The sequence below is a fragment of the Bacillus sp. SIMBA_154 genome, assembly GCF_046536015.1.
In the GTDB taxonomy this organism is placed as follows: domain Bacteria; phylum Bacillota; class Bacilli; order Bacillales; family Bacillaceae; genus Bacillus; species Bacillus pumilus_P.
Genome location: NZ_JAWJBV010000008.1, coordinates 42,824 through 64,454, shown reverse-complemented (window position 1 = coordinate 64,454; position 21,631 = coordinate 42,824). Strand labels below are relative to the sequence as shown.

The following is a 21,631-nucleotide window of genomic DNA, read 5'->3' as shown; positions in this document are numbered from 1 at the left end:
GGAGAGATAGTAAATGACGAAATGGTGGATGGTTCGTGCGGGTGACCAAAATGAGTTAATTTCAATTTGGGAAGAGAAGGGCATCGCATCGATAGGGTGGCCTAAATTAGGTAACCCAAAACAATATCAAACAAAGCAAGAGATGAATGCTAGAGCTGATGTCATATTCCCCGAGAACAAACCTTTTACAAGAAGAAGCTGGGTTAGTCAGGTATGGAGGTTCAGTAGAGAAATTAAAAAGGGAGATCGAATCATTACATACATAAAAGAAAGCCGTGAATATCGAGTAGGTACGGTGACTGCTCCGCATTTTTTTGATGAATCAGCTGGAGATAAAATGTATCCAAATCATATTCAGGTGAATTGGGAACCAACAGCAGTTAAACGAGATTCTCTCAGTCAATCAGCTAAGAACAGCCTCGGTTCTATATCAACTGTTTTTCGTGTAGATGATTGGGGGAAAGAGATTGAACATTTACTCAAAAACCCTACTTCCATAACAGCACCTGAAGATGAAACAGAAGAAGATGAAATTATCGAAGATTTAGTCAGCAAAGCCACTGTCATGATTGAAGATAAAGTAGATAAATTGGACCCTTGGCAAATGCAAGACTTAGTCGGAGGCTTGCTGCAGGCCATGTCATACAATATTCGTGTGAGTCCAAAAGGGCCTGATGGCGGTGTGGATGTATTAGCTTATAAAGATGCACTCGGATTTGAAAAACCTATTATTAAAGTACAAGTCAAGCATCGGAAGAACTCAGCCAGTGCGCCAGAAGTGCAGCAATTATTAGGAGCTAACCCCATAAATGCTAATAGTTTATTTGTTTCAACTGGTGGATTTACTTCTCATGCAATAGCTGTTGCGAAGCATAATGAAGTTCGTCTAGTGGACTTAGAAGAACTTGTAAATCTGATTGTGCATTGGTATGAGCATATGCCAGCTGAGACAAGATCCTTATTACCTTTGAAAAAAGTGTATGTGCCTGAGTGATTTTTTATTGACTACGCTTCAATAACGGCTGAAGACAAAGAAAAAAGATGGTAATGACGATAAATAATTCATTGGATTGTGAAAAATATTGATGTGGAATGATAATTGAAGAAGAATCCAAAGACTGATTATCATCATAACAGCGGGAATGATTACTTTATACACATTGGTTCTCCTTTCAAGAGCAGCGTGATTTTAGTTGGCGTTGTCTCATATCACTACAGATATTGAAAAGAGGTAAAGGTCAGAATAGGTCCAAGGAGATAGTAGCATCATTTTTTACAATTAACCAGAGAGTGCCACAGGTGTAGCGACACTTTTACCAGCAGAGGTATCAACTCAGAAAGTCTATTGCATTTTTTATGTCAATTAGCCTATTTTTCCGTTTTGATGGAGACGGTAAAATAGACTTTATGATCAATAATGGAGGGAGTGACTTCTTCTGGGCAAGATACTTGATGCAAAAGCACTAACAAGTGCCATGGATACAAGAGCGAAACACTATCAGGCACTCCGCGAACAAATGGTAGATTTAAAAAAGGCGCTACAGGGCGTGGCAAACCTTGGTGACGATTTCACAGGAAAAGGCGCCGATAACATTAAAAGCTTTTATAAAGAGCTGGCTGGAAATGTAGACATGTTTATTAGCTTCATAGATAAACAAAAAGCGTTCCATGAAGGTGTTTCTGGGACACTTGATGATACAAACTTTGGCGGCGACACCTTTGTAGAAGAACACTTTTTAGACAACGCTGTACATATGGGAATCAAGAATGCTAAAAGCATTGTAAAGGATCAAAAAAAAGCACTCAAAACGATTTTCGAAGATATTGATGACCTCATATCTCTAGAGGTATTTGATAGTAAAACCTTTGATGAAAAGATTGCAGATGCGGAAGATGAACGGAAAAACACTGTTAAGGATTTGATTGAACTTGATCAAAATTTAAAAGATGAATATGCTTTGTCAGAGACTGAGGAGAAGGCTACAATGGCATTGTACGCTGAAATGATCAATGCGACAAATGACGGAAAATCCATTTCACCTATGAATTTTGACAAAAAAGCATTTCAAGATAGTGAAATCTACAAGGCAAAAAGCGATATTGAGAAGCAAACTGCTGAATATCTAAAAATTAAAAAAGAACAAGAAGAAGCCCGCGAGATCGCAAAGGAACAAGAAGCCCTCGCCAACCGTTCTTGGTATGAAAAAGCACTCGATTATGGCGGAAATATCGTGAATGAACTAACTGGCGTGAACGATGCAAAACGTGCCGCTACAGGCGTTGATCCGATCACAGGCGAAGAACTCACAGCAGGCCAGCGTGTCGCCGCAGGCGGGATGGCAGCCGCCGGCTACATCCCAATCGTCGGCTGGGCAGGTCGTATTTTCAAAGGCGGCAAAGCCGTCTATAAAACCACCCAAGCCACGTCAGCCGCAGTCCGAGCAGTCGACATTTACAAGACATCGCAAAAGTCTTTTGATGCGTTGAAAACATCTCAAAAAGGCTTATATGGTCTTACCGCAACAAACGGCTTCAGCGAAGCGATTACAGGTCGAGACATGTTTGGAAATAAGGTCTCAAAAGAACAGCAGGAATCCAGCATGAATGCGGCACTAGGGGTGCTTTTGCCGTTTGGGAAAAAGAGGATTATTGGTAATGTGGGGATTGGTGAACAAAAAGTTGCTGAGAAGGTAATAGCTGAAAGAACCAAAGGATTAGATTTAAGAAAGCACCCTATTCAAAGAAAGCAGTTAAGCGCTAAGAAGATGAAAGAACTGAAAGAGAAATTTGAGAATAGGACGATTACGAGATTAGAATATGAAAATTATAAATGGAATAAAAAATTTGCCAAACATAGAAACACTGGTGTTAATGAGTTTTGGTATCAGGAGCGTCAAAGGATATTGAATAAAGAGAATCCAACTAGGAACTGGGATAAGCAGCAATTAAATGATATTCTAAATGGTAAGAAGCCTAAAGTAGATGGAAAAACTGTGCAAGGGCACCATTCTTACAGTGCATCACAATATCCACATTTAGCGAACAAAGGTGAAATTATATATCCAGCTACACCAAATGAACATTTTAATGGTTGGCATGGAGGTAATTGGAAAAACAGTCTGCCCGGAGAAAGAATTAAACCTATTGACGATTTCTAATCTATGGAGGAGAAACCAAATGCCTAAAATGAATATGAGAATAAAAAAAGATGATGATCAAATCAAATATATCTCTATTCTAAGAAAACATACGGATAAAAGTATTTCCGAAATAAAAGAAGTAATGAATAAAAATGATTTTATTTTATCTTATAATTTATTAGATATTGATGAATTGAAAGAGATGAAAATCATTATAAGTTTACTAGCAAATGCTGGAGCTGAAATTCATATATATGAAGATAATCGAGAGGTTAGTGTCGAATTTTTAGATAATCTTATTGAATCTTATTTAGATACAGAAAGATATCACGAAGAAGTTGATGAGCAAATAAATGAAGATTAAACTTCACCGATATTAAAATTTTTGGAATTAATATAAAAAACATAAGATAAAAAGATGTGCGAGTCTCTTTACAAACAAAGTAATGAAAAACATGAACTTGGTTCTAAAGTTCATGTTTTTTTAAAATCTCTGAAATACTTTTGAAGAAGTAAGGTGAATATAAAAGAGCGTCAGATATTGGATTTATCTCTACAATCATTCCCCTCAAATTTAAGCAATTCACTATCATTACCTTTCACATTCATATAAAATAAGAGCTAGTGAAAATTTGAAGAGATGCTTGATAAATGAAGGACATGTAAGCTGTGAGCTGCATGAGATGTTTGAACGTGAAGGTTGCGAAGCTGCTCCTCCTCACACATGAGATCTTGTAAGCGTAACCATTATTTGTCACTTCATTGCGATGGTGTTGAGGGGTGTGTCAGCATGAGGAATCCGTATGTGAGAACGGCTTCTAGTCTTTATATCAATTATTTTTTATTAGGTATGGTCAATATTATATTGGCTTCAAATATGCCATTTTTAATCAAACAGTTAGATACCAATAGTGCGGGAATTAGTTATATGATCTCGGCACTCGGCATTGGCAGGGTGCTCACGTATGGTCTATCAGGTGTGCTGTCAGATCGGTTTGGCCGAAAGCCGGTGATTTTGGTTTCTGGTGTGCTGATGGCGGTGTTCCTCATCGGGATCCCATTGTCTCCAAATTATCAAATCGCCTTTGCGTTTGCGATTTTGGCAGGGGTGGCGAATTCAGCGATGGATGCAGGAACGTATCCAGCCTTAATGGAGGCTTTTCCACAAAACTCGGGATCTGCGAATGTGATGGTGAAGGCTTTTATTTCGATTGGGGCGACCATTCTGCCGCTGGCTATTTTCTTTTTAGCGGAGCATGATTTGTTTTATGGCATTGCGTTTTTTGTTCCTGCCCTTATCTATCTTGTGAATGTCTTGATGCTCTGGACATTGCCATTTCCGAATCATCGCAAAGTGGAGCAAGTCCAGGTGACCGAGCATGACGGACTTCCACGCTTCACGTCAGAGCCTACGTTTTGGAGGGAAGGGATCGCACTTATTGTGATCAGCTTTACGTCAAATGGTCTGTACGCCTTGCCGCAAATTTGGCTTCCTACGTACGGTGAGGCCATATTGGGGATGGCTTCTGGCAGTGCAGTGAAGCTGCTTAGTTACTATAGCATGGGTGGTTTGCTGTCAGTCCTATTGCTCGCATTTCTTTTGCGCCGCATTGTCCGTCCGGTCACGGTGCTGCTGATCTATCCAATCATTACACTTGCCTCTATCTGTGTGCTACTGGTCGTAAAATCTCCAGTCATAGGAACTGTCAATTCATTTGTATTGGGATTTTCAACAGCTGGTGTCTTTCAGCTGACATTAACGGTGATGGCTGAATTCTTCTGGAAGAACAAAGGAACGATGACAGGGATTATCTCAACAGCCGGCGGGGTGTCGGCCATTGTCATCCCGGTCGTAACAGGTTTGATTGAAAGCCACTCGACCATTTTACAGATCTTTATGTTCGATGCGGTTGTGGCTGTTGTGGCCATTATCGGTGCGATGTATATTCTGTATCGATACCGCCAAATCATGGTACATGAATAAAAAAAGACGACCTCCGCTCAGGAAGTCGTCTTCTTTTTGTTTAGAAACGGTCGTTTTCAAAAAGTATCTGTTTCACTTGATCAACTGGCATATCTTCACCAGTAAAGAGTTTGTAAGCAAGAGCACCTTGCCATAGCATCATTCCAAGACCGTTAATGGTTTTGGCACCCGCTTCCTGTGCTTGAGCAAGAAGTTTTGTTTTTTGCGGGTTGTACACAACATCTGTCACGATCAAATCTTTACGCAGTACATCAAGCGTGTCATCAATAATGCTAAGCTGGTCTAATGGTTTCATCCCAAGGCTTGTCCCATTTGCTAAGATCGCACTCTCAGCTACTTCACGGCGGAAAGCGTCTTTGTCTTCAAGTGGGAAAATGTTCGCTTTGACACCGAATGATTTCATCTCTTCATTGATGTACTTCACATTTTCTTCCGCTTGAACAAAGTATTGATCTTGACGAGCAAAAATACTAATTTCACGAATTCCTGATTGTGCAAGTTGAATGGCAATCGGTGTCGCAGCACCGCCTGAGCCAACAAGTGTTACCTTTTGTCCAGCTAGTTCAACGCCATGTTCAATCAAGTTTCTCACGTAACCAAGACCATCTGTGTTGTAGCCAATCAGTTTGCCATCTTTGTTCACAACAGTGTTGCTTGCACGTGTATATCTCGCAGAATCATCTAGTTCATCTAAGTAATCCAGCACTTTCATTTTATTTGGCATAGATACGTTAAATCCAGCTGCACCCATCGCTTTCATTCCGTTTACTGCTGCTTCTAGTTCATCATTTCCTACTTCAAAGGCTAGGTAAGCATAGTTGATACCTGTTAATGTGTATCCAAGGTTGTGCATCCGTGGTGACAGGCTGTGTCCAATTGGTGTAGCAAGAAGACCGACTAATTTTGTTTTTCCATCAATATTTCGTTCATGTATGTTTGTCATAATTGACATCTCCTTTTATTATCTAGACAATTTTTTCATGCGTCCTAAAACAAAGACTGCTAACAATACGCTAATGACCGCAATGATCATATCGAAAAATAACGTCATTTTAATATCGTACGTGCTGACCAACCCACTTGTAATGAGCGGCACAAGAATAAACGCTGAGCTTGCCGCAATGTTGACGTATGATGAAGCCGTTGCTTTGTTTGTAGGGAATAATTTCATCATAATACTCATGGCCAGCTGGAAGATCCCTGCTGTAAATAATCCTAAGAAAAAGGTGCTGACAATCACAATGCTGTACGTTTCGATTTGAAATAGTGAAAACATTGCAAGGAATGCCCCAATTGGGTAAATAATGGCGACCATAATAGGTGAAATAAATTTATCTAATACGATCGATAGTAATAGAACAGACACAAGGGCACCAATACTAAAATAAGAAAGAAGCTGCGTCGCTTGTCCTGTGCCAAGTCCAATCAGTTTTAACCCGAGTTGCGGAAGCCACGTCTGCCATACGACAAACAATGCAGTAGACGTGAATCCCATGAGCACAACAGCTAAGCCTTCACCAAACATTTTAGGTTCTTCCTTCATTTGTTCCTGCACTGGAAGATCATCTTGTGAAGAGACTTGCTTATGGTTCGGGAATGGCATAAAGATCAAGTAAATCCCTACGAGTAAATAAAGAAGTCCTAGTCCAAAGAACGCCCAGCCCCAGAAGATGTCATGTGCAATAAAGAATGCCAAGATAAATGGAAGAACAGTCGCTCCAATTGAAACGGACGCCTTCACTAAAACAGAAGCTGAACTTGCTTTTTTAGGAAACGATTCTGTTAGAGCAGGGTATGTCCCTGAATCAAGCAGTGAGTTTGCAATCCCTGCTGAAATCGCAAAGATAAAAGCGAGTGTATAATTCGTTGTCGTTGGAATTCCGATTAAGAATAATAAGTAAAGAAAGTTTCCTGTAATAATGACAGGCTTACGTCCCCAGCGGTCTGCTAACCGTCCAGAGAAAAAGAGAGCAATCAGTTTACCTATTCCGATCGCCGATACAAGCAAGCTGATTTTCGGAATATCCACATGGTAGCGTTCAGATAAGCTTTCCATGTTGGAAGCCACAATAATATTGATCATGCCGAGCATGAAGTAGTTTAAATACATGCCAAGTGACGATTTAATATAAGGATTTTTCATGTTCTCACTCCTATATTTAAAACCCTTTTTGGGTCAAATTCTTTGTTAACCTTTGTAATATCAAGCCCATCACAACACCCCTTGTGTGATTGATGAAAAAATAATGAATATTCATCTGTTCTTCCATTAAGTACATCGTTCTACTAAAAATAAAAAATAATAACAGTCTTGATAAGAAAGTGTATCTTCATGATTTGATCAGAATCAGAAATTATCAATTTCAACTGTTGTTAAATAAAAATAATAGTATGACGAATTTGGTATAACGATATACCAAAAGAAGCAACGTGATAAATATACTCCTGCGCTTTAAATGTGTCAAGTTTATGACTTTGTGATGTAAAAAAAGAAAAATGAAATAAAGAAATAGTTGACTTGATCAATAAAAAAAGAGAATTGCTGCACGCAATTCTCCCTTTCATGATGATGTAGAGGTTTCTCTAATATGAAGTTGAGGCTTTAGGATCAATCGCTGCAGCTCTTCATCCTGCTCGTTCATTTTATGATATAAAAGGTTCGCTGCTTTTACTCCGATGGATCGTGGGAATGATGAGACAGTGGTGAGCGGCGGGTGATACATCTCAGCTTCAGGGATGTTATCGAATCCAACAACATCGATGTCTTCACCAGGCTTGATGTCACGTGCTGTCAGTTCCTGAATGACCCCAAACGCGACTAAGTCACTAAAGCAAAAAATAGCAGTAGGAGGCTCGGGCTGGTCGATGACTTGGGTAAGGGCTTCTTTCCCGCCTTCACGGGTAGGTTCCATATCGATAATAAGAGATTCATCAATCGTCAGGTTTGCCTCATCATGGGCTCTTTTGAAACCTTTCATGCGTTCAATCCAAGTCGATGAGGACTTGATGCCGCCTAAAAAGGCAATACGTCGATGTCCTTTTTGAAGAAGGTGATGTACCGCCATCCAAGCGCCTTGTTCATAATCAGCGCCGACATAGTCACAATGCACTTCCGCTAATTCACGGTTTGCTAGCACTTTTGGGGTGCGAATTTGATTTAACTGTTTGACCGTCCTAGTAGAGCTTTTCGAAGCTGGGTTTAAAATAATCCCGCCAACTCGGTGCTCTACCATTGTGGAAATGAGCCGTTCCTGCTTATCGACACTGTCAAAGGTTGTACCGAGTAAAACGGTATAGCCAAGTGATTCAAGTGTGGTTTGCACGCCGATTAAAAACTCAGAAATAAAGGTGTTTGAAATGTCCGTGACGATAACACCCACAATATTGGAGCTTTTTGACCGCATGTTTGCAGCGACGCGGTCGTACACGTATCCTAAATCCTCCATGGATTGCAGTACTTTTGTTCGAGTGGCTTCAGAGATTCTAGGATTGTTTCGAACAACGAGTGAGGCCGTTGAAGTCGAGACACCGGCATGCCGGGCGACTTCCTGTAATGTGACACGCTGTTTGTTCAATTTTTTCATTTGTCTTCACCAACTTCAATGGATTGCCTAACTTTGGTTCATAGTCAAGATGGATTTCTCCATCAAACGAGCCGAACATCTTTTGATTTATTATACCTTATCAGGGGGTGTTGATGAAGTGAAGTCATATTGCATCAGGTAGAGAAGGGATAAAATCTTAAAAGATTACCATTGACAGCTTTCTTCTAGAGGCGTAAAATATAAAATTATTCAGAAATAGCAACATTTTAAGTAAATAACGAAGGCTATGATTGCTGTGGGTCACACTATGGCAGGAGCAGCTTCTGGAGAGACCGCATGTATGTGCGGCGCCGAAGGGTTCACAATCTCAGGCAAAAGGACAGAAGAGTACGAAATATTGTATTTGTGATGCATGGATGATGCCATGTATTGCTTTTCTCTATTTTGCTATTCTTTTATGACCATGAGATTGGAGCGCATCCAATCTCTTTTTTTATGGACTTTTTGAAGGTTCATTATTTTAGTATAGGATCGTGTCGGAGGAGGGCGTTGACATTGGCACAACAAGAATTAAAACGAGATTTATCAAACCGTCATGTTCAATTAATTGCAATAGGCGGAACCATCGGAACAGGGCTGTTTTTAGGCTCTGGAAAGGCCATTCAATTGGCAGGTCCGTCGATTATTTTTGCTTATTTAATTGTCGGAATGGCCATCTTTTTTGTCATGAGGGCACTTGGAGAATTGCTCTTATCGAAGACAGGCTATCAGTCATTAACCGATATTGCAGAGGACTATCTTGGCCCATGGGCTTCCTTTGTAACTGGCTGGACGTATTGGTTTTGCTGGATTATGACAGCGATGGCTGATGTCATTGCGGTCGGGGTGTATGTGCAGTATTGGTTTGACATTCCGCAATGGATTCCTGCAATCATTTGTTTGTTGATTTTACTAGGGTTTAATTTATTAACAGTGAAGCTTTTTGGAGAAATGGAATTTTGGTTTGCACTGATTAAAGTCATTACGATTCTAATGCTAATTGGCGTTGGGGTTGTTCTTTTAATCATTGGTTTTCAAACAGATGCCGGGCCTGTGACGGTCACGAACCTTTGGTCACATGGCGGGGTATTTCCAAATGGTGTCACAGGCTTCTTATTGTCATTCCAGATGGTGATTTTTGCGTATGTGGGAGTGGAACTTGTTGGCGTGTCCGCAGCAGAAACGGCGAATCCACAAAAAAACATTCCGTCTGCGATTAATAAAATTCCATTAAGAATTCTATTTTTCTATGTGGGTGCGATCTTTGTTTTATTATGTATCAACCCATGGACCGAGCTCAGTGCATCAGAAAGTCCTTTTGTGAAAACCTTTGGACTGATTGGTATACCAGTAGCAGCGGGGCTCATTAATTTTGTTGTCCTGACTTCTGCGGCTTCCGCTTGTAATAGCGGCATGTTCTCGACGAGCCGTATTTTGTATAATCTCAGTCATCAAAAACAGGGACCATCTTCCTTTGGCCGTCTGAATAAACACGCTGTCCCAAGCAATGCACTATTTGTTTCAACGATCGTGGTATCTGTCGGGGCTCTTTTAAGCAAGCTGATTCCTGAACAAGCCTTTGGCATTGTGACAACAATCAGTGCCATTTGTTTCATTTGGGTATGGAGTATTATTTTAATATGTCACCTGAAATATAAAAAAACACGTCCTGAACTGCATGCAGCATCTACCTTTAAAGCGCCATTCACACCTTTTGTGAATATTTGTGTTCTTGTGCTTTTTGCCGCCATTCTCGTGATCATGCTCTTCGCTGACGCAACACGTCCAGCGCTGTTATTGACACCGGTATGGTTCGGATTTCTATTTTTGGTTTATGCACGAAAGAAACGCCGTGCTGCATAATGGATGAAAAAAAGCACAGCCTTTTCATAGCGCTGTGCTTTTTACCATTTAACGATTTCTAATCTTCAACATGTAATTTGCATTCAGAATGATCAAAACAAGTCCTATGATCATGATCGAGAAGAGCTGAGAGTGATTCGCTCCAAGGGAATATACAATGAGAATAAACATGGCACCGATCAATAACATATTCATCATTTGGTAGGTGTGAAACAGCCCTCCCAGCATCACATGCTTTTCACCTTCGTCAGAAATGGCGAGCAGCTTTTTGCTATAATCTTTGTCGGATGGGCTTGGTAGATTGCGATTAGGATAGACGAGTTTTAGAACCGATATCGCAGCATAAGAACTGATAATGGTGATCGTAAATAAAGCGACATTGACAAGAATAAGCCAGAGTGGCTGCTCGGTCACGATGGCCATACCGATTGCAATAATGGATAAAATGGTACTCACCGTATTGGCTAACGACAAATCAGTAAAGGTTCGATACTGTTTTACTTCCAGTTCATCCTCCTCATCACCAGATACAGAAAGTGATACTCTTTTCTTCATACGTGAAATTCCTGAAAAACAATAAATGATCAATAGGATCGTCAATCCAGTGATGACAAGAGTCGTTTCGAATGCAATATCAAGAAGTGTCATTTCAAATTCGGCCGCCAGCAAACAGTAAGCACCGAGAAAGCCAAGGAGAGCACCTAAGAGCATCTTGTATACAGTTTTCATGTGAGTTCATCCTCCTCGAATAGAAAAATACGTTCAATGGGTTCCTGAAAAATACGTGAAAGCTTAACAGCGAGCAAGAGCGACGGCATTAATTCGTCGCGTTCCATTAAGCTGATGGTCTGACGAGAAACCTTTGCACGCTTTGCAAGCTCAGTTTGGTTCAAACCATCACGTGCACGAAGCTCTTTTAGCCGATTTTTCATTCCGTCACCTCAATTTTGATCGAAATCTTTCCTTGATTGTAAAGCATTATATTCATTTTGACAAGTTTAGTTGTCAAAATGATAAAAATAATTGTCAGAAAGATCATCTTTATTCAAAAGGTGAACAATGATACGCTAAAGGAAAGAGAAACAGAAAACAGGTGATGTCCTTGTTCATTGATCAATTAAAGAATGACTTACATCAATCACAACCGTTGTTTATTGGAGAAGAGACAGCGTTCAAAGCGGCAGTCCTTGTTCCTTTGGTGCAAGTAAACGGGGAATGGCATATTTTATTTGAGGTGCGATCGCTGACCATGAGAAAACAGCCTGGTGATATTAGCTTCCCTGGAGGCAAACTCGACGGCGGTGAAACAGCACAAGAAGCTGCACTGCGAGAAACACATGAAGAGCTGGGCATTCCGCCTGAATCAGTCGAGATCCTTGGGCAGCTCAGTCCTTACATTGCTTCTCCATCCTTCGTGGTCTATCCGTATGTCGGCATCATTGATGAGCAAAAGGTAAAGCACTCCTTTAATCAAGAGGAAGTGGAGGAGACCTTTACCATACCTTTATCATGGCTCAGCCAATATGAGCCGTACCTACATCATGTGTCTGTTCAGCCAACACCAGCTGAGGATTTCCCCTATGAAAAAATCATGAATGGCGAGAAGTACCGCTGGGGGAGCCGTTCGATTGAGGAATGGTTTTATGATTATGAAAAATACACCATTTGGGGGTTAACAGCCCGCATATTAAAGCATTTTGTGACCGTTGCAAAAAGAAATTCCTAGAGAATCGCTCTCTAGGAATTTGTTGTATCCAGCCGTTCTTCCGCTGTTTGTTTTCCTTTACCAATTGGAATAGAAGCTCTCGCTTGGCTCAGTCCGTAGGAAGGCATGTTCACGTAGACAGATTCATATGATCCGGCTTGAACTTGATACGTTTCATGATAAATGCCCACTGCGTCATTGGTCCGTGCTCTTTGATTAAAGGCCTTCCAAGCCGCCAAATGCTTTTCCATCTTGGCATAGGCAAGAAGGTCATCTGTTGACTTCCAATATTGGATCATCGCTGTAGTGCGTAAACCGAAGTAATTCTCTGTCCCGAGGAAACCAAGCTCGTCTTGATGGGTATACAGTTCTTTGATCATGCCAGGCATCGCCATGAACACAGGCAGCCATTGATGGATCGCCCAGCGTTTGTTGATCCTCATTCCGATGATGAACACAACAATCGAGTCAGAATGGTCCGTTGTAAATCTGCCAGCACGTATGTCGTTTTTCATTCGTTCACCCCTCTTTCTTCATCTGTTCACATGTTTCCACGCACCAATCAATTCCTGCTTGAGCCACTTTCTTTCCATAATCTAAAGTAAACAGCCAGTACTTCGCATCAGCTTCATCTGGATAAAGCTCCTTGATGTTTTGTTCAATCGAAACGTATGTCTCATAACGGATACGGAGCCCCCTCTCATAATCCTGTAGAAGCACCAGCTTTTTCTCAAATGAAAGATATTGTCCAAAAAATAACTTTAATAACACTTCATTTCGTTCTGCTGGTAACTGATCGAGCGGCTGCGCCAGCCATTGCCTTAACGTATCCAGTCCTTTTTCAGTCAGATGATATTCACGCTTGTCTGAACGGCCGGATGTAGAAGTAGGTGAAACCTCAGCAAGTCCTTCCTCGACTATAAACTTTAAAGCAGGATAAATTTGTCCATAACTAATTTTCCAAAAATGATGCAAGCTCTTATCAATTAATTGCTTCACTTCGTACCCTGACTTGCAATCTGTCGTTAAAATACCTAAAATCGCATACGTCGTATCATTGTATTTTTTCAGTACATCCACACACCTAGCTAAAAGATATATCATTTAGATATATAATAAATTTGAAATGAATAAAAAGCAAGAAAATAATAATTGATAGCTTTATATTTTTAAAATACAGGAGATAAATCATAAATATGGTAATATATACTTGATGTGTAAAGAGCTTGCGCATCTATTCATAAAAGAATGGAGGGTGTACAAATGAAGTTGAGGAACATAGGAATATTGTTCATGATTGTTGCACTATTGATTGGTGCTGGAAGTTTTGGAGGAAACAAAGCATCTGCTAAAAAAGAATCACTGAACCAATCTTATGCATATGCCTATAAAACAAAGGACAATGTCAGTTGGCTGAAGGTGACTGAAAAGAAAGGCAAGGTCACGGGATACCTAAACGGTAAGGGTGTGAAGATTGATCCAATTGAGCCTTATATGGTGAAAACAAAATACAAACTAACGGGGAAAACCACGAAAAAAGGATACAAACTTAAAGTCCAACAAAAGAAAAAAACAATCGTATATGACATTTATTTTTCTGGAAAAGACCTCATGGTCAAAAAGCAAGGAGCGAAGAAAAGTAAACGCTATCAATCTGTTGATGAGAAGAGATTAAAAGAATACAAAAAAGCCATTGATAAGCGCTATGATGAGTACGTGGATACAGCAGAAGACCGTTACTATGAGATCATAGGGAAATACACAGACAATTTAAATAAAGCCTACGGCTATTTGTATACAGCAAAAAACAATTCATATCAAATTTTCCTTAATATCGAAGAAGCCGTTTTTGAAGGGGATTTTTCAGGGGCTATTACAATCTCCAAAGCCACAGGGAAGAAAAGTAAGCCATTGAAAAAAGAAAAATATCAAGCAGTTGGAATCACAGGTTTTAAAAACTTTTGGGTCTATCCCACACCAAAAATAAAGGGTGGCCTGTCTAAGATGATAGGATCATCTGATGTAAAAGCTGCCTATATTGAGTTGCCGTTTTGGAAAAAGAATGAAAAAATGAAACTGAAAGCTGTGAATAAGAAACAATATCAAAAGCAAGTAGAAGCATTTAAAAAAGCCGCAAAGAAAAAAGCAAAGAAAAAATAAAGATAACAATCACGTCAGATAGGACATATGATACTATCTGACTTTTTTGATTTAAATGTCCTCTAAAGTAAAATGAGATCGTTTTGGTGACATTAGACTTATAAAAAATATTTTTTAATTCATAAATATATGTTGACGCTTACATTAACTCAATATATACTAAAAACAAATCCAATATTGATAAATTAGACATGTGACTGGTCATGCAGGCAGGATCTAAAAACGATGAATTTCTTGAATTTGTCGTTTTAGGTCCTTTTTTTATTGCCAAAATATAGGTCTCGTGTATGAGAAAAGGGGGAGAAAAGATGGATTATACACAGGTTGCCAAAGACGTCTTACAGCATGTAGGTGGCAAAGAAAACATTGCTCATCTTGAACATTGTTCAACAAGACTTCGCTTCACATTGATTGATCAGAAGAAGGCAGATGTACCGGCTCTAGAAAAAACGCCAGGTGTCATAGCTGTCAGAATGTCAGGACAATGCCAAGTGGTCATTGGGAATGACGTGATTGAAGTGTATCAAAAGTTAACAAGTTTAATAGGTGCCAGCTCATCAGGGAGAGACGCACCTTCCAATCAGCCAAAAGAAAAAAGAAAAGTAGGCGCAGTTCTGTTAGATTTCATTGTCGGTGTCTTCCAGCCGCTTGTTCCAGCTATCGCAGGTGGAGGGATTTTGAAATCATTTCTTCTCCTTTTCTCTTTATTAGGCTGGGTGGATGCAAAGGGTCAAACATATCAAATACTGAACATGGTCGGTGACACACCGCTTTACTTCCTGCCTTTACTAGTCGCTGTGACGACTGCAAATAAATTAAAAGTAAATCCACTCGTCGCATTATCGGCAGTCGGAGCACTCATTCTTCCGAATATGACAGCAATGCTCACTGAAGGAGCGCAATTACTGTCGTTCGACGTAAAAAATATAGCCTATGCGTATCAAGTATTTCCAGCAATCCTCTCTGTATTGCTTTACGCTCAGATGGAAAAATTCTTTACTCGATTTTCACCAAAACCAATTCGGATTTTCTTCGTACCAATGATGTCATTGGTCATTACAGTACCAGTTACGTTACTTCTGTTAGGACCGATTGGTTTTACAGCAGGACAAGGTTTTTCATCTCTCATTCTTGCAATGTTTAATACAGTAGGCTGGGTAGCTGTCGCTATTTTAGCAGCGGTTCTCCCATTCATGGTGGCATCAGGCATGCACAAAGCGATGGTTCCTTATGCAGTCACGACGATGGGGAACCTTGGAAAAGAAGCGCTTTACCTACCAGCATCACTTGCGCATAATATTGCGGAAAGTGGAGCATGTTTCGCTGTTGCACTACGGACAAAAGATAAAGTGCTCAGGTCAACCGCAATCTCGGCAGGAATATCAGCATTTTTTGGGATCACAGAGCCGGCATTATATGGTGTGACCCTCCAAAATAAACGAGTTCTTGGAAGTGTCATGATTGGTTCCTTTGTCGGTGGGATCTTCATTGGATTAGTTGGTATACAAGCCTTTGTGCTTGTTGGTCCTGGATTAGCAAGTATGTCGATGTTCATATCAGATGAGCTCCCGCGAAATCTTATGTTTGCTGTCATTGGAGCTGTCATTTCGTTTGTTGTTGCATTTATCGCTGCTTTTGTTTTAGGTAAAGATCGAACAGTAGAAGAAAAGACAAATGACCAAGCGGCATTTGCTGAACAAATTGGAGCAGGTGAAACATTCAAAAGCCCTGTCATTGGTCAAATGATCTCCCTATCTGAAGTGAAAGATGATATTTTCTCTTCAAAGGTTATGGGAGAAGGGATTGCCATTGTGCCTTCAAAAGGAGCACTTTATGCACCAGTAGATGGTGAGGTCACCCTGCTGTTCGAAACAAATCATGCACTTGGTATGAGAACGGATCAAGGGGTTGAAGTATTATTCCACATTGGCATCGACACCGTTCAGCTGGAAGGTCAGTATTTCAATCCGAAAGTACAGGCAGGAGATCGTGTTCAAGCAGGAGATTTCCTGATTGAATTTGATCTAGAAAAAATCATAGAAGCAGGATATGATCCAGTTACACTTGCTGTGATCACAAATACAGATCAATTTGATATTAAAGTACAGCCATTACAAGAGGTCAATCGTCAAGATACATTGATGGTTGTCACACAATTAGGAGGCTAATCATATGACAACAATTAAAGGTTTTCCAAAAGGATTTTTATGGGGCGGCGCAATTGCCGCAAACCAAGCAGAAGGCGCATGGAATGTAGATGGAAAGGGACCATCTGTTGCAGATATTGCGATGTACCGTTCAAATTTGAGTGTAGAAGATTATGAAGGACACCTAGCAGTTTCTTCTGAAAATATTGATCGTGCCATTAACGACTCAGACGATAAAAAGTACCCAAAACGTAGAGGCGTTGATTTCTATCATCACTATCAAGGGGATCTCGCTCTCTTTTCTGAAATGGGCTTTAAAACACTTCGTATCTCAATTGCCTGGAGTCGCATTTTCCCAACTGGTGAAGAGACTGAACCGAATGAAAAAGGGCTGCAATTTTATGAGCGTGTATTTGCAGAAATGAAAAAACACAACATAGAACCGATCGTGACGCTGTCACATTATGAAATGCCGTTAGCACTTAGTGTGAAATATAACGGCTGGGCTGAAAGAAAAGTCATTGATCTCTTTGTTAAATTCGCCAATGTGTGTTTTGAACGCTATAAAGATGATGTGAAATATTGGCTCACCTTTAATGAAATTGATAGTATTCACCGCCATTCTTTCATTACAGCAGGAATTATTCCTGATCGCTGTCCTGAAGGAAAAGAGGAAGAGACGGTTTACCAAGCACTGCATCATCAATTTGTCGCATCTGCTCTCGTAACAGCAGATTGCCATCGCATCATACCAGGCAGTCAGGTAGGGTGTATGCTGACAAAATTGACAACGTATCCGCATACGTGTCATCCGAATGATGTGGAACGAGCTTTGAAACAAAACTTAGAAAACTATTTCTATGCAGATGTTCAGGTATTTGGTGAATATCCGCCACTAATCAAGCGCATGCTTGAGAGAAAAAATATTCATATCCAAATGGAAGCGGATGACCTTGCCATTTTAAAAGAAAACACAGTAGATTTTATCTCGTTTAGCTACTATATGTCTTTAACTGAATCAGCCCAAGAAGGATTAGAACAGACTGAAGGAAATACGATTCTTGGGGTCAAAAATCCTTACCTGCCATCAACTGACTGGGGCTGGCAAATTGATCCGGTTGGTCTGAAAATATCTTTGATAGAATTGTATGACCGTTATCAAAAACCTCTTATCATTGTAGAGAACGGCATGGGTGCAAAGGATGTTGTTGAAAGTGATGGATCTATCCATGACGACTATCGTATAAACTATTTCAAAGAGCACTTCCGTCAAATGAGAGAAGCAATTGAAGAAGGCGTCGATCTCTTTGGATATACGAGCTGGGGTTCAATTGATATTATTAGTGCAGGTACATCACAAATGTCAAAACGCTATGGCTTTATTCACGTAGATCAGGATGACGATGGAAATGGTACATTAAAACGTTCTCGGAAAGACTCGTTTTATTGGTACCAAAAGGTCATTGAGACAAATGGTGAATCGCTTGATTGAAAAACCACAATCATGAAAACAGGTGATGACGATGTTTAAAATCAAAAAAGTTTTAAACTCGAGTGTGGTCCTGGCTGAAGATCAGAACCAACAGGAGATGGTTTTATTCGGCCGAGGGATCGGCTATGGTCAGAAGCCGGGTCAAATGATAGAAGAGAAGAAGGCAGACCAAGTATTTATGTCAGTTGATAATATGAGGGCAAAAGAATTTCTTCAACTGTTAGATTCAATGCCTCAAGAGTTCATAGATTTAACTCAGCACATCGTTCAATACGCAGAAAAGCGCTTGAACACAAACCTAAATTCAGGTGTCTATTTCACCTTAATGGACCATTTGAATTTTGCAGTAGAACGACACAAAAAGAATATTAATATCACAAATCGCGTGTACTGGGAAATCAAAAACTATTATACTGAAGAATTTGAAGTAGGTAATTATGCGCTTGAGTTGGTTAATGAGACATTAGGCATACAATTACCAAAGGAAGAAGCGGCCAATATCGCCTTTCATTTAATCAATGCACTAGGTGAAGAATCCGATTCGAAAGATGGCATGAAATATGCAAAGATGATCGGGAGTATTGTCAATCTCGTGCGATATACGTTAAATATGAAAATGGATCAAGAGAATATTCATTACAGCCGGTTCATTACCCATGTGAAATTCTTTGTAGAAAGATTTTATGCAAATAAATTATTATCAGATCAAGAAAATGAGTTGTTTGAACAAATTGCTCACTTGTATCCTCAAGCGATGGATGTTGCCTTCAAAATCAAAGATTATATTAAACAGGTGCATAGTATCGTCATTCCTAATGATGAACTTACTTATCTTGCGGTACATATCCACCGCCTCATTTCTTATCAAGAATTAAAATAAATGTGGAACCACTTGCCTTGTAATAAGGCGAGTGGTTCTTTGTATTGTCCCGTTTTAAATTATGTTCCGATAGGTCGTTCTGTTGTACCAGGATTCGTTTCATTTAAGGAATTGAAAGACACTGTTTGTCCGAAAACAACGATGGCTAAAGTGAAAATCAGTAAACTCATTTTTTTCATTTGAATTCCTCCAGTCAAGTGTAGTGTGTTCCATGTGATAGGCGTCCTTTAAAAAGAGATAGGCTTGATGAATTGCCCCCAGCTCTTCAAAGTGTCTGGCAGCCAGTGCACTTAATTCACGGGCACCCTCCGCATCCTTTAATTCTTTCAAAATGCTGATTTCATCGAAACAGGCTTGAGCTTTTTTGACCATATCCTCAGTGAAATATAAATGGTGGAGCAAATTCATTTTTGCTGTATAGATGGGGCTTTTCTCCGTTGCATGTTTTTGTTTGACCAATTCGAAATAATAGAGTGCTTGTGTTCTTTCATCGATGGAGAGCAGCTCTTTTATTAACATAAACATGGAGTGATGGAAATAACACGATGAAAGATAGTCATCATCACTAAGAGCCTGTTCTAGTGCATCGATACATTTTTTTGATTCTTCAGTTTCAGCATACAGAATGCTGATATTATGATACAGCTGTGATGTTAGAAAATGATCGTTTAGACTGTTTGCGATGTGTAATGCTTTTTTGTAGTAGCTTTCTGCTCTTATGAAGTCACCAATATCCATAAAATTAGCAGCGGCGATCACAATGGCTGCCGCCAGTCTTCTTTCATAGCCTTCATGACTTTTAAAAATATCAATGGCATTCTGAATATAGTGAAGTGAAATCAGGCTTTGACGAAGCAGCATATATAAGTTTGCGATCTTTGTATGGAATTCTGCTACTTCTATTTCATCAGGAATGTTTTGTAGTTTTTTCTCGGCAATTTTAAATAGTCCAATCGCTGATGCATAGTCTCTTTTATATGAAGCGTAAAGGGCTTTGTAAAGGTAAAAATAGTATTCAATTAAGTCGTTTGTTTTAGAGGGGCAATCCAGCTCTGTCTGTTCATTCAGTTTTTTACCTCTTCGTTCATATAACATGAGTTTATACTTGCCTTCTAGCAATGAATAATAAGTCAAGACCTCCTGATTCTCTTCCATTTCTTGAAGTAATTCCTGTAATTCTGTGTACATTGCCTTTGCACTCTGTATATCATGCTTACGAATCGCAATTCGCCAATCATTTAAACGGTTCCCCACCTGTTCAGCTGAAATGATAGTCATCAAAATTTCACCTCTTTAAGATCCTTTCACCTGTTTCACTAAAAAACGATATCACAATTTTTGGTAAAATATAATCGTTTCTGCGAGGTGATTGACAAGAGGTAATAAAAAGGACCTTAGGTCATGTGATGTACGATATTGTAACGGTGAATGATTGTTTGTACAAATGGATAAAAACTTTTTTTGGAAGTCTAAAAAAGTGATAAATACAATCAGTTTTATCTTTATGTTTTAGGTAAGGAAGAGGAAGAATGAAGGGTCGATCTAGCAGGGAAAATCAGTTATGATGTTGCTAGATCATGATGGAAAAGAAACTGACTGAAGTGGACAAAGGTGAATATAAGTACAAATTATAAAAACTCTCGTATTTTAGAAAGGATGTTGAATTGAAAAAAAGATCTCAAATCTTAAACTGGAAAATCACACTAATGATCACGACACTTTTACTCGTTCTAGTGACTCTTTACATGTCAAAGAGATACTTTTATAGCAAAGAAATTGAACTGCTGACAGAGTCATGTCAACAAGCAGATGGCAAAATCATATTAGAAACTAATTACTTGTCTATGGATTATTCGTTTGAGTGTCAGAAAAAGTAAAACAGGCAGCTCTCTGCCTGTTTATACCCCCGTTAAAACCCTAAATCTTGCAACCAATTATTTAACCTAATTTCTCGTTTCTCAGCAGTTAAGCGTTCGTATTTCCCTAAATATAAACTGGATACAATTTCTCCATCATTCATAAACATCATTCTTTCAGAGCGGAGAGCAACTTTCGGATCATGTGTGACGAGAAGTAGAGTTGTTCCTTCAGAGTGAATTTTTGAAAAAATATTCATGACTTCCTTTGTGGTACTTGAATTAAGGGCACCTGTTGGCTCATCGGCAAAAAGAATGTCTGGTTCATTCATAAGAGCCCGACAGATAGAGGCTCTTTGGAGCTGTCCACCAGATACTTCTGACAAATATCTATCTGCTAAATGATCAATATCAAGTTTCTCCATTAAATATTTAGCTCGTTCATTTACTTCTTTTCTCGGCTTTTTTTTCGCTAAATAAGCTGCAGCGATAATGTTATCAAATAAATTGAGATTCTTTAGTAAGTGGCTGTGTTGAAAGACGAACCCCATCTCTGTTAAGCGCAGAGCCGTTAACTGTTTGTCTGTCATTTTTGATAGTAATTGGTCTTTATATTTGATCTCTCCCGCTGAGGCTGTTTCTATACCGCTAAGCTGATAAAGCAAAGAGGTTTTCCCGCAGCCGGAAGGTCCCATAATGGTCACGAACTCTCCGGACTTAATCGATAAATGAATATTTTTAAGAATAGTTTGCTTTTGCCCTTTTAATGAATCAATTTGCAAAGACAATCGCTCTGTTTCTATTAAGTGTTCCATGTGAA

General features: G+C 39.6%; 20 protein-coding genes and 1 riboswitch. Of the genes, 11 read left to right on the top strand and 9 right to left on the bottom strand.

Going from position 1 to position 21,631, the window contains the following annotated elements; all coding sequences use genetic code 11:
• The first annotated feature begins 13 nt into the window (after window positions 1-13).
• From R0K30_RS12645 to R0K30_RS12630, 4 genes are all read left to right on the top strand, one after another.
• Window positions 14-994, top strand: a complete 981-nt coding sequence (locus R0K30_RS12645; protein ID WP_410611016.1) for a restriction endonuclease — start codon at window positions 14-16, stop codon at window positions 992-994.
• 481 nt (window positions 995-1,475) lie between these two features.
• On the top strand, window positions 1,476-3,158 hold the full coding sequence (locus tag R0K30_RS12640) for a T7SS effector LXG polymorphic toxin (protein WP_410611013.1): 1,683 nt from the start codon (window positions 1,476-1,478) through the stop codon (window positions 3,156-3,158).
• 19 nt (window positions 3,159-3,177) lie between these two features.
• Window positions 3,178-3,504, top strand: coding sequence for a hypothetical protein (locus tag R0K30_RS12635; RefSeq protein WP_367308050.1), 327 nt, complete (start codon window positions 3,178-3,180; stop codon window positions 3,502-3,504).
• A 426-nt stretch (window positions 3,505-3,930) separates the two neighbouring features.
• Entirely contained in the window at window positions 3,931-5,124 is a 1,194-nt protein-coding gene (locus tag R0K30_RS12630) for an MFS transporter (protein WP_099727273.1), read from the top strand.
• A 40-nt stretch (window positions 5,125-5,164) separates the two neighbouring features.
• Here the strand turns inward: R0K30_RS12630 and R0K30_RS12625 are convergent, their stop codons facing one another.
• The 3 genes from R0K30_RS12625 to R0K30_RS12615 all read right to left on the bottom strand — a co-directional run bounded on the left by R0K30_RS12625 (window position 5,165) and on the right by R0K30_RS12615 (window position 8,708).
• Entirely contained in the window at window positions 5,165-6,067 is a 903-nt protein-coding gene (locus tag R0K30_RS12625) for a quinate/shikimate dehydrogenase (protein ID WP_230031390.1), read from the bottom strand.
• Window positions 6,068-6,085: 18 nt separating this feature from the next.
• Window positions 6,086-7,267 (bottom strand): MFS transporter, encoded by a 1,182-nt coding sequence (locus R0K30_RS12620; protein WP_099727271.1) that lies wholly within the window; start codon window positions 7,265-7,267, stop codon window positions 6,086-6,088.
• Between the two features lie 418 nt (window positions 7,268-7,685).
• Entirely contained in the window at window positions 7,686-8,708 is a 1,023-nt protein-coding gene (locus R0K30_RS12615; protein WP_230031389.1) for a LacI family DNA-binding transcriptional regulator, read from the bottom strand.
• 274 nt (window positions 8,709-8,982) lie between these two features.
• A riboswitch (glycine riboswitch) is annotated at window positions 8,983-9,062 on the top strand.
• A gap of 162 nt (window positions 9,063-9,224) precedes the next feature.
• Here R0K30_RS12615 and R0K30_RS12610 point away from each other — a divergent pair.
• Window positions 9,225-10,571 (top strand): amino acid permease, encoded by a 1,347-nt coding sequence (locus tag R0K30_RS12610; protein ID WP_410611009.1) that lies wholly within the window; start codon window positions 9,225-9,227, stop codon window positions 10,569-10,571.
• Window positions 10,572-10,619: 48 nt separating this feature from the next.
• On the opposite strand, the gene R0K30_RS12605 is transcribed toward R0K30_RS12610, so the two are convergent.
• Both R0K30_RS12605 and R0K30_RS12600 read right to left on the bottom strand, forming a co-directional pair.
• Window positions 10,620-11,300, bottom strand: coding sequence for a DUF3169 family protein (locus R0K30_RS12605; RefSeq protein WP_099727268.1), 681 nt, complete (start codon window positions 11,298-11,300; stop codon window positions 10,620-10,622).
• Complete coding sequence (locus R0K30_RS12600) at window positions 11,297-11,503, bottom strand: helix-turn-helix transcriptional regulator (RefSeq protein ID WP_034323321.1); 207 nt, start codon at window positions 11,501-11,503, stop codon at window positions 11,297-11,299. Before R0K30_RS12600 ends, R0K30_RS12605 begins: the two co-directional genes overlap by 4 nt.
• A gap of 170 nt (window positions 11,504-11,673) precedes the next feature.
• On the opposite strand from R0K30_RS12600, the gene R0K30_RS12595 reads away from it, so the two are divergent.
• Entirely contained in the window at window positions 11,674-12,297 is a 624-nt protein-coding gene (locus tag R0K30_RS12595) for an NUDIX hydrolase (RefSeq protein WP_249705689.1), read from the top strand.
• Window positions 12,298-12,308: 11 nt separating this feature from the next.
• On the opposite strand, the gene R0K30_RS12590 is transcribed toward R0K30_RS12595, so the two are convergent.
• Both R0K30_RS12590 and R0K30_RS12585 read right to left on the bottom strand, forming a co-directional pair.
• Window positions 12,309-12,791, bottom strand: coding sequence for a DUF4188 domain-containing protein (locus R0K30_RS12590; protein ID WP_099727266.1), 483 nt, complete (start codon window positions 12,789-12,791; stop codon window positions 12,309-12,311).
• 4 nt (window positions 12,792-12,795) lie between these two features.
• Window positions 12,796-13,347, bottom strand: coding sequence for a PadR family transcriptional regulator (locus R0K30_RS12585; protein WP_327924962.1), 552 nt, complete (start codon window positions 13,345-13,347; stop codon window positions 12,796-12,798).
• A gap of 192 nt (window positions 13,348-13,539) precedes the next feature.
• Here R0K30_RS12585 and R0K30_RS12580 point away from each other — a divergent pair, with 192 nt between their 5' ends.
• The 4 genes from R0K30_RS12580 (at window position 13,540) to R0K30_RS12565 (ending at window position 18,955) form a co-directional block, all read left to right on the top strand.
• Entirely contained in the window at window positions 13,540-14,436 is an 897-nt protein-coding gene (locus R0K30_RS12580; protein ID WP_410611005.1) for a hypothetical protein, read from the top strand.
• A 308-nt stretch (window positions 14,437-14,744) separates the two neighbouring features.
• Entirely contained in the window at window positions 14,745-16,604 is a 1,860-nt protein-coding gene (locus R0K30_RS12575; protein ID WP_410611003.1) for a beta-glucoside-specific PTS transporter subunit IIABC, read from the top strand.
• A 4-nt stretch (window positions 16,605-16,608) separates the two neighbouring features.
• Entirely contained in the window at window positions 16,609-18,075 is a 1,467-nt protein-coding gene (locus R0K30_RS12570; RefSeq protein WP_410611001.1) for a glycoside hydrolase family 1 protein, read from the top strand.
• Between the two features lie 31 nt (window positions 18,076-18,106).
• Window positions 18,107-18,955 carry a PRD domain-containing protein gene (locus R0K30_RS12565; protein ID WP_249705685.1) on the top strand — a complete coding sequence of 283 codons (849 nt, stop codon included), beginning with the start codon at window positions 18,107-18,109 and terminating at the stop codon, window positions 18,953-18,955.
• A gap of 99 nt (window positions 18,956-19,054) precedes the next feature.
• Here R0K30_RS12565 and R0K30_RS12560 read toward each other — a convergent pair whose 3' ends face one another.
• Window positions 19,055-20,233 carry a response regulator aspartate phosphatase gene (locus tag R0K30_RS12560; RefSeq protein WP_410610998.1) on the bottom strand — a complete coding sequence of 393 codons (1,179 nt, stop codon included), beginning with the start codon at window positions 20,231-20,233 and terminating at the stop codon, window positions 19,055-19,057.
• Between the two features lie 386 nt (window positions 20,234-20,619).
• On the opposite strand from R0K30_RS12560, the gene R0K30_RS12555 reads away from it, so the two are divergent.
• Window positions 20,620-20,832, top strand: coding sequence for a hypothetical protein (locus tag R0K30_RS12555; RefSeq protein ID WP_099727260.1), 213 nt, complete (start codon window positions 20,620-20,622; stop codon window positions 20,830-20,832).
• A 32-nt stretch (window positions 20,833-20,864) separates the two neighbouring features.
• Here the strand turns inward: R0K30_RS12555 and R0K30_RS12550 are convergent, their stop codons facing one another.
• Window positions 20,865-21,626, bottom strand: coding sequence for an ABC transporter ATP-binding protein (locus tag R0K30_RS12550; protein WP_099727259.1), 762 nt, complete (start codon window positions 21,624-21,626; stop codon window positions 20,865-20,867).
• Window positions 21,627-21,631: the final 5 nt, after the last annotated feature.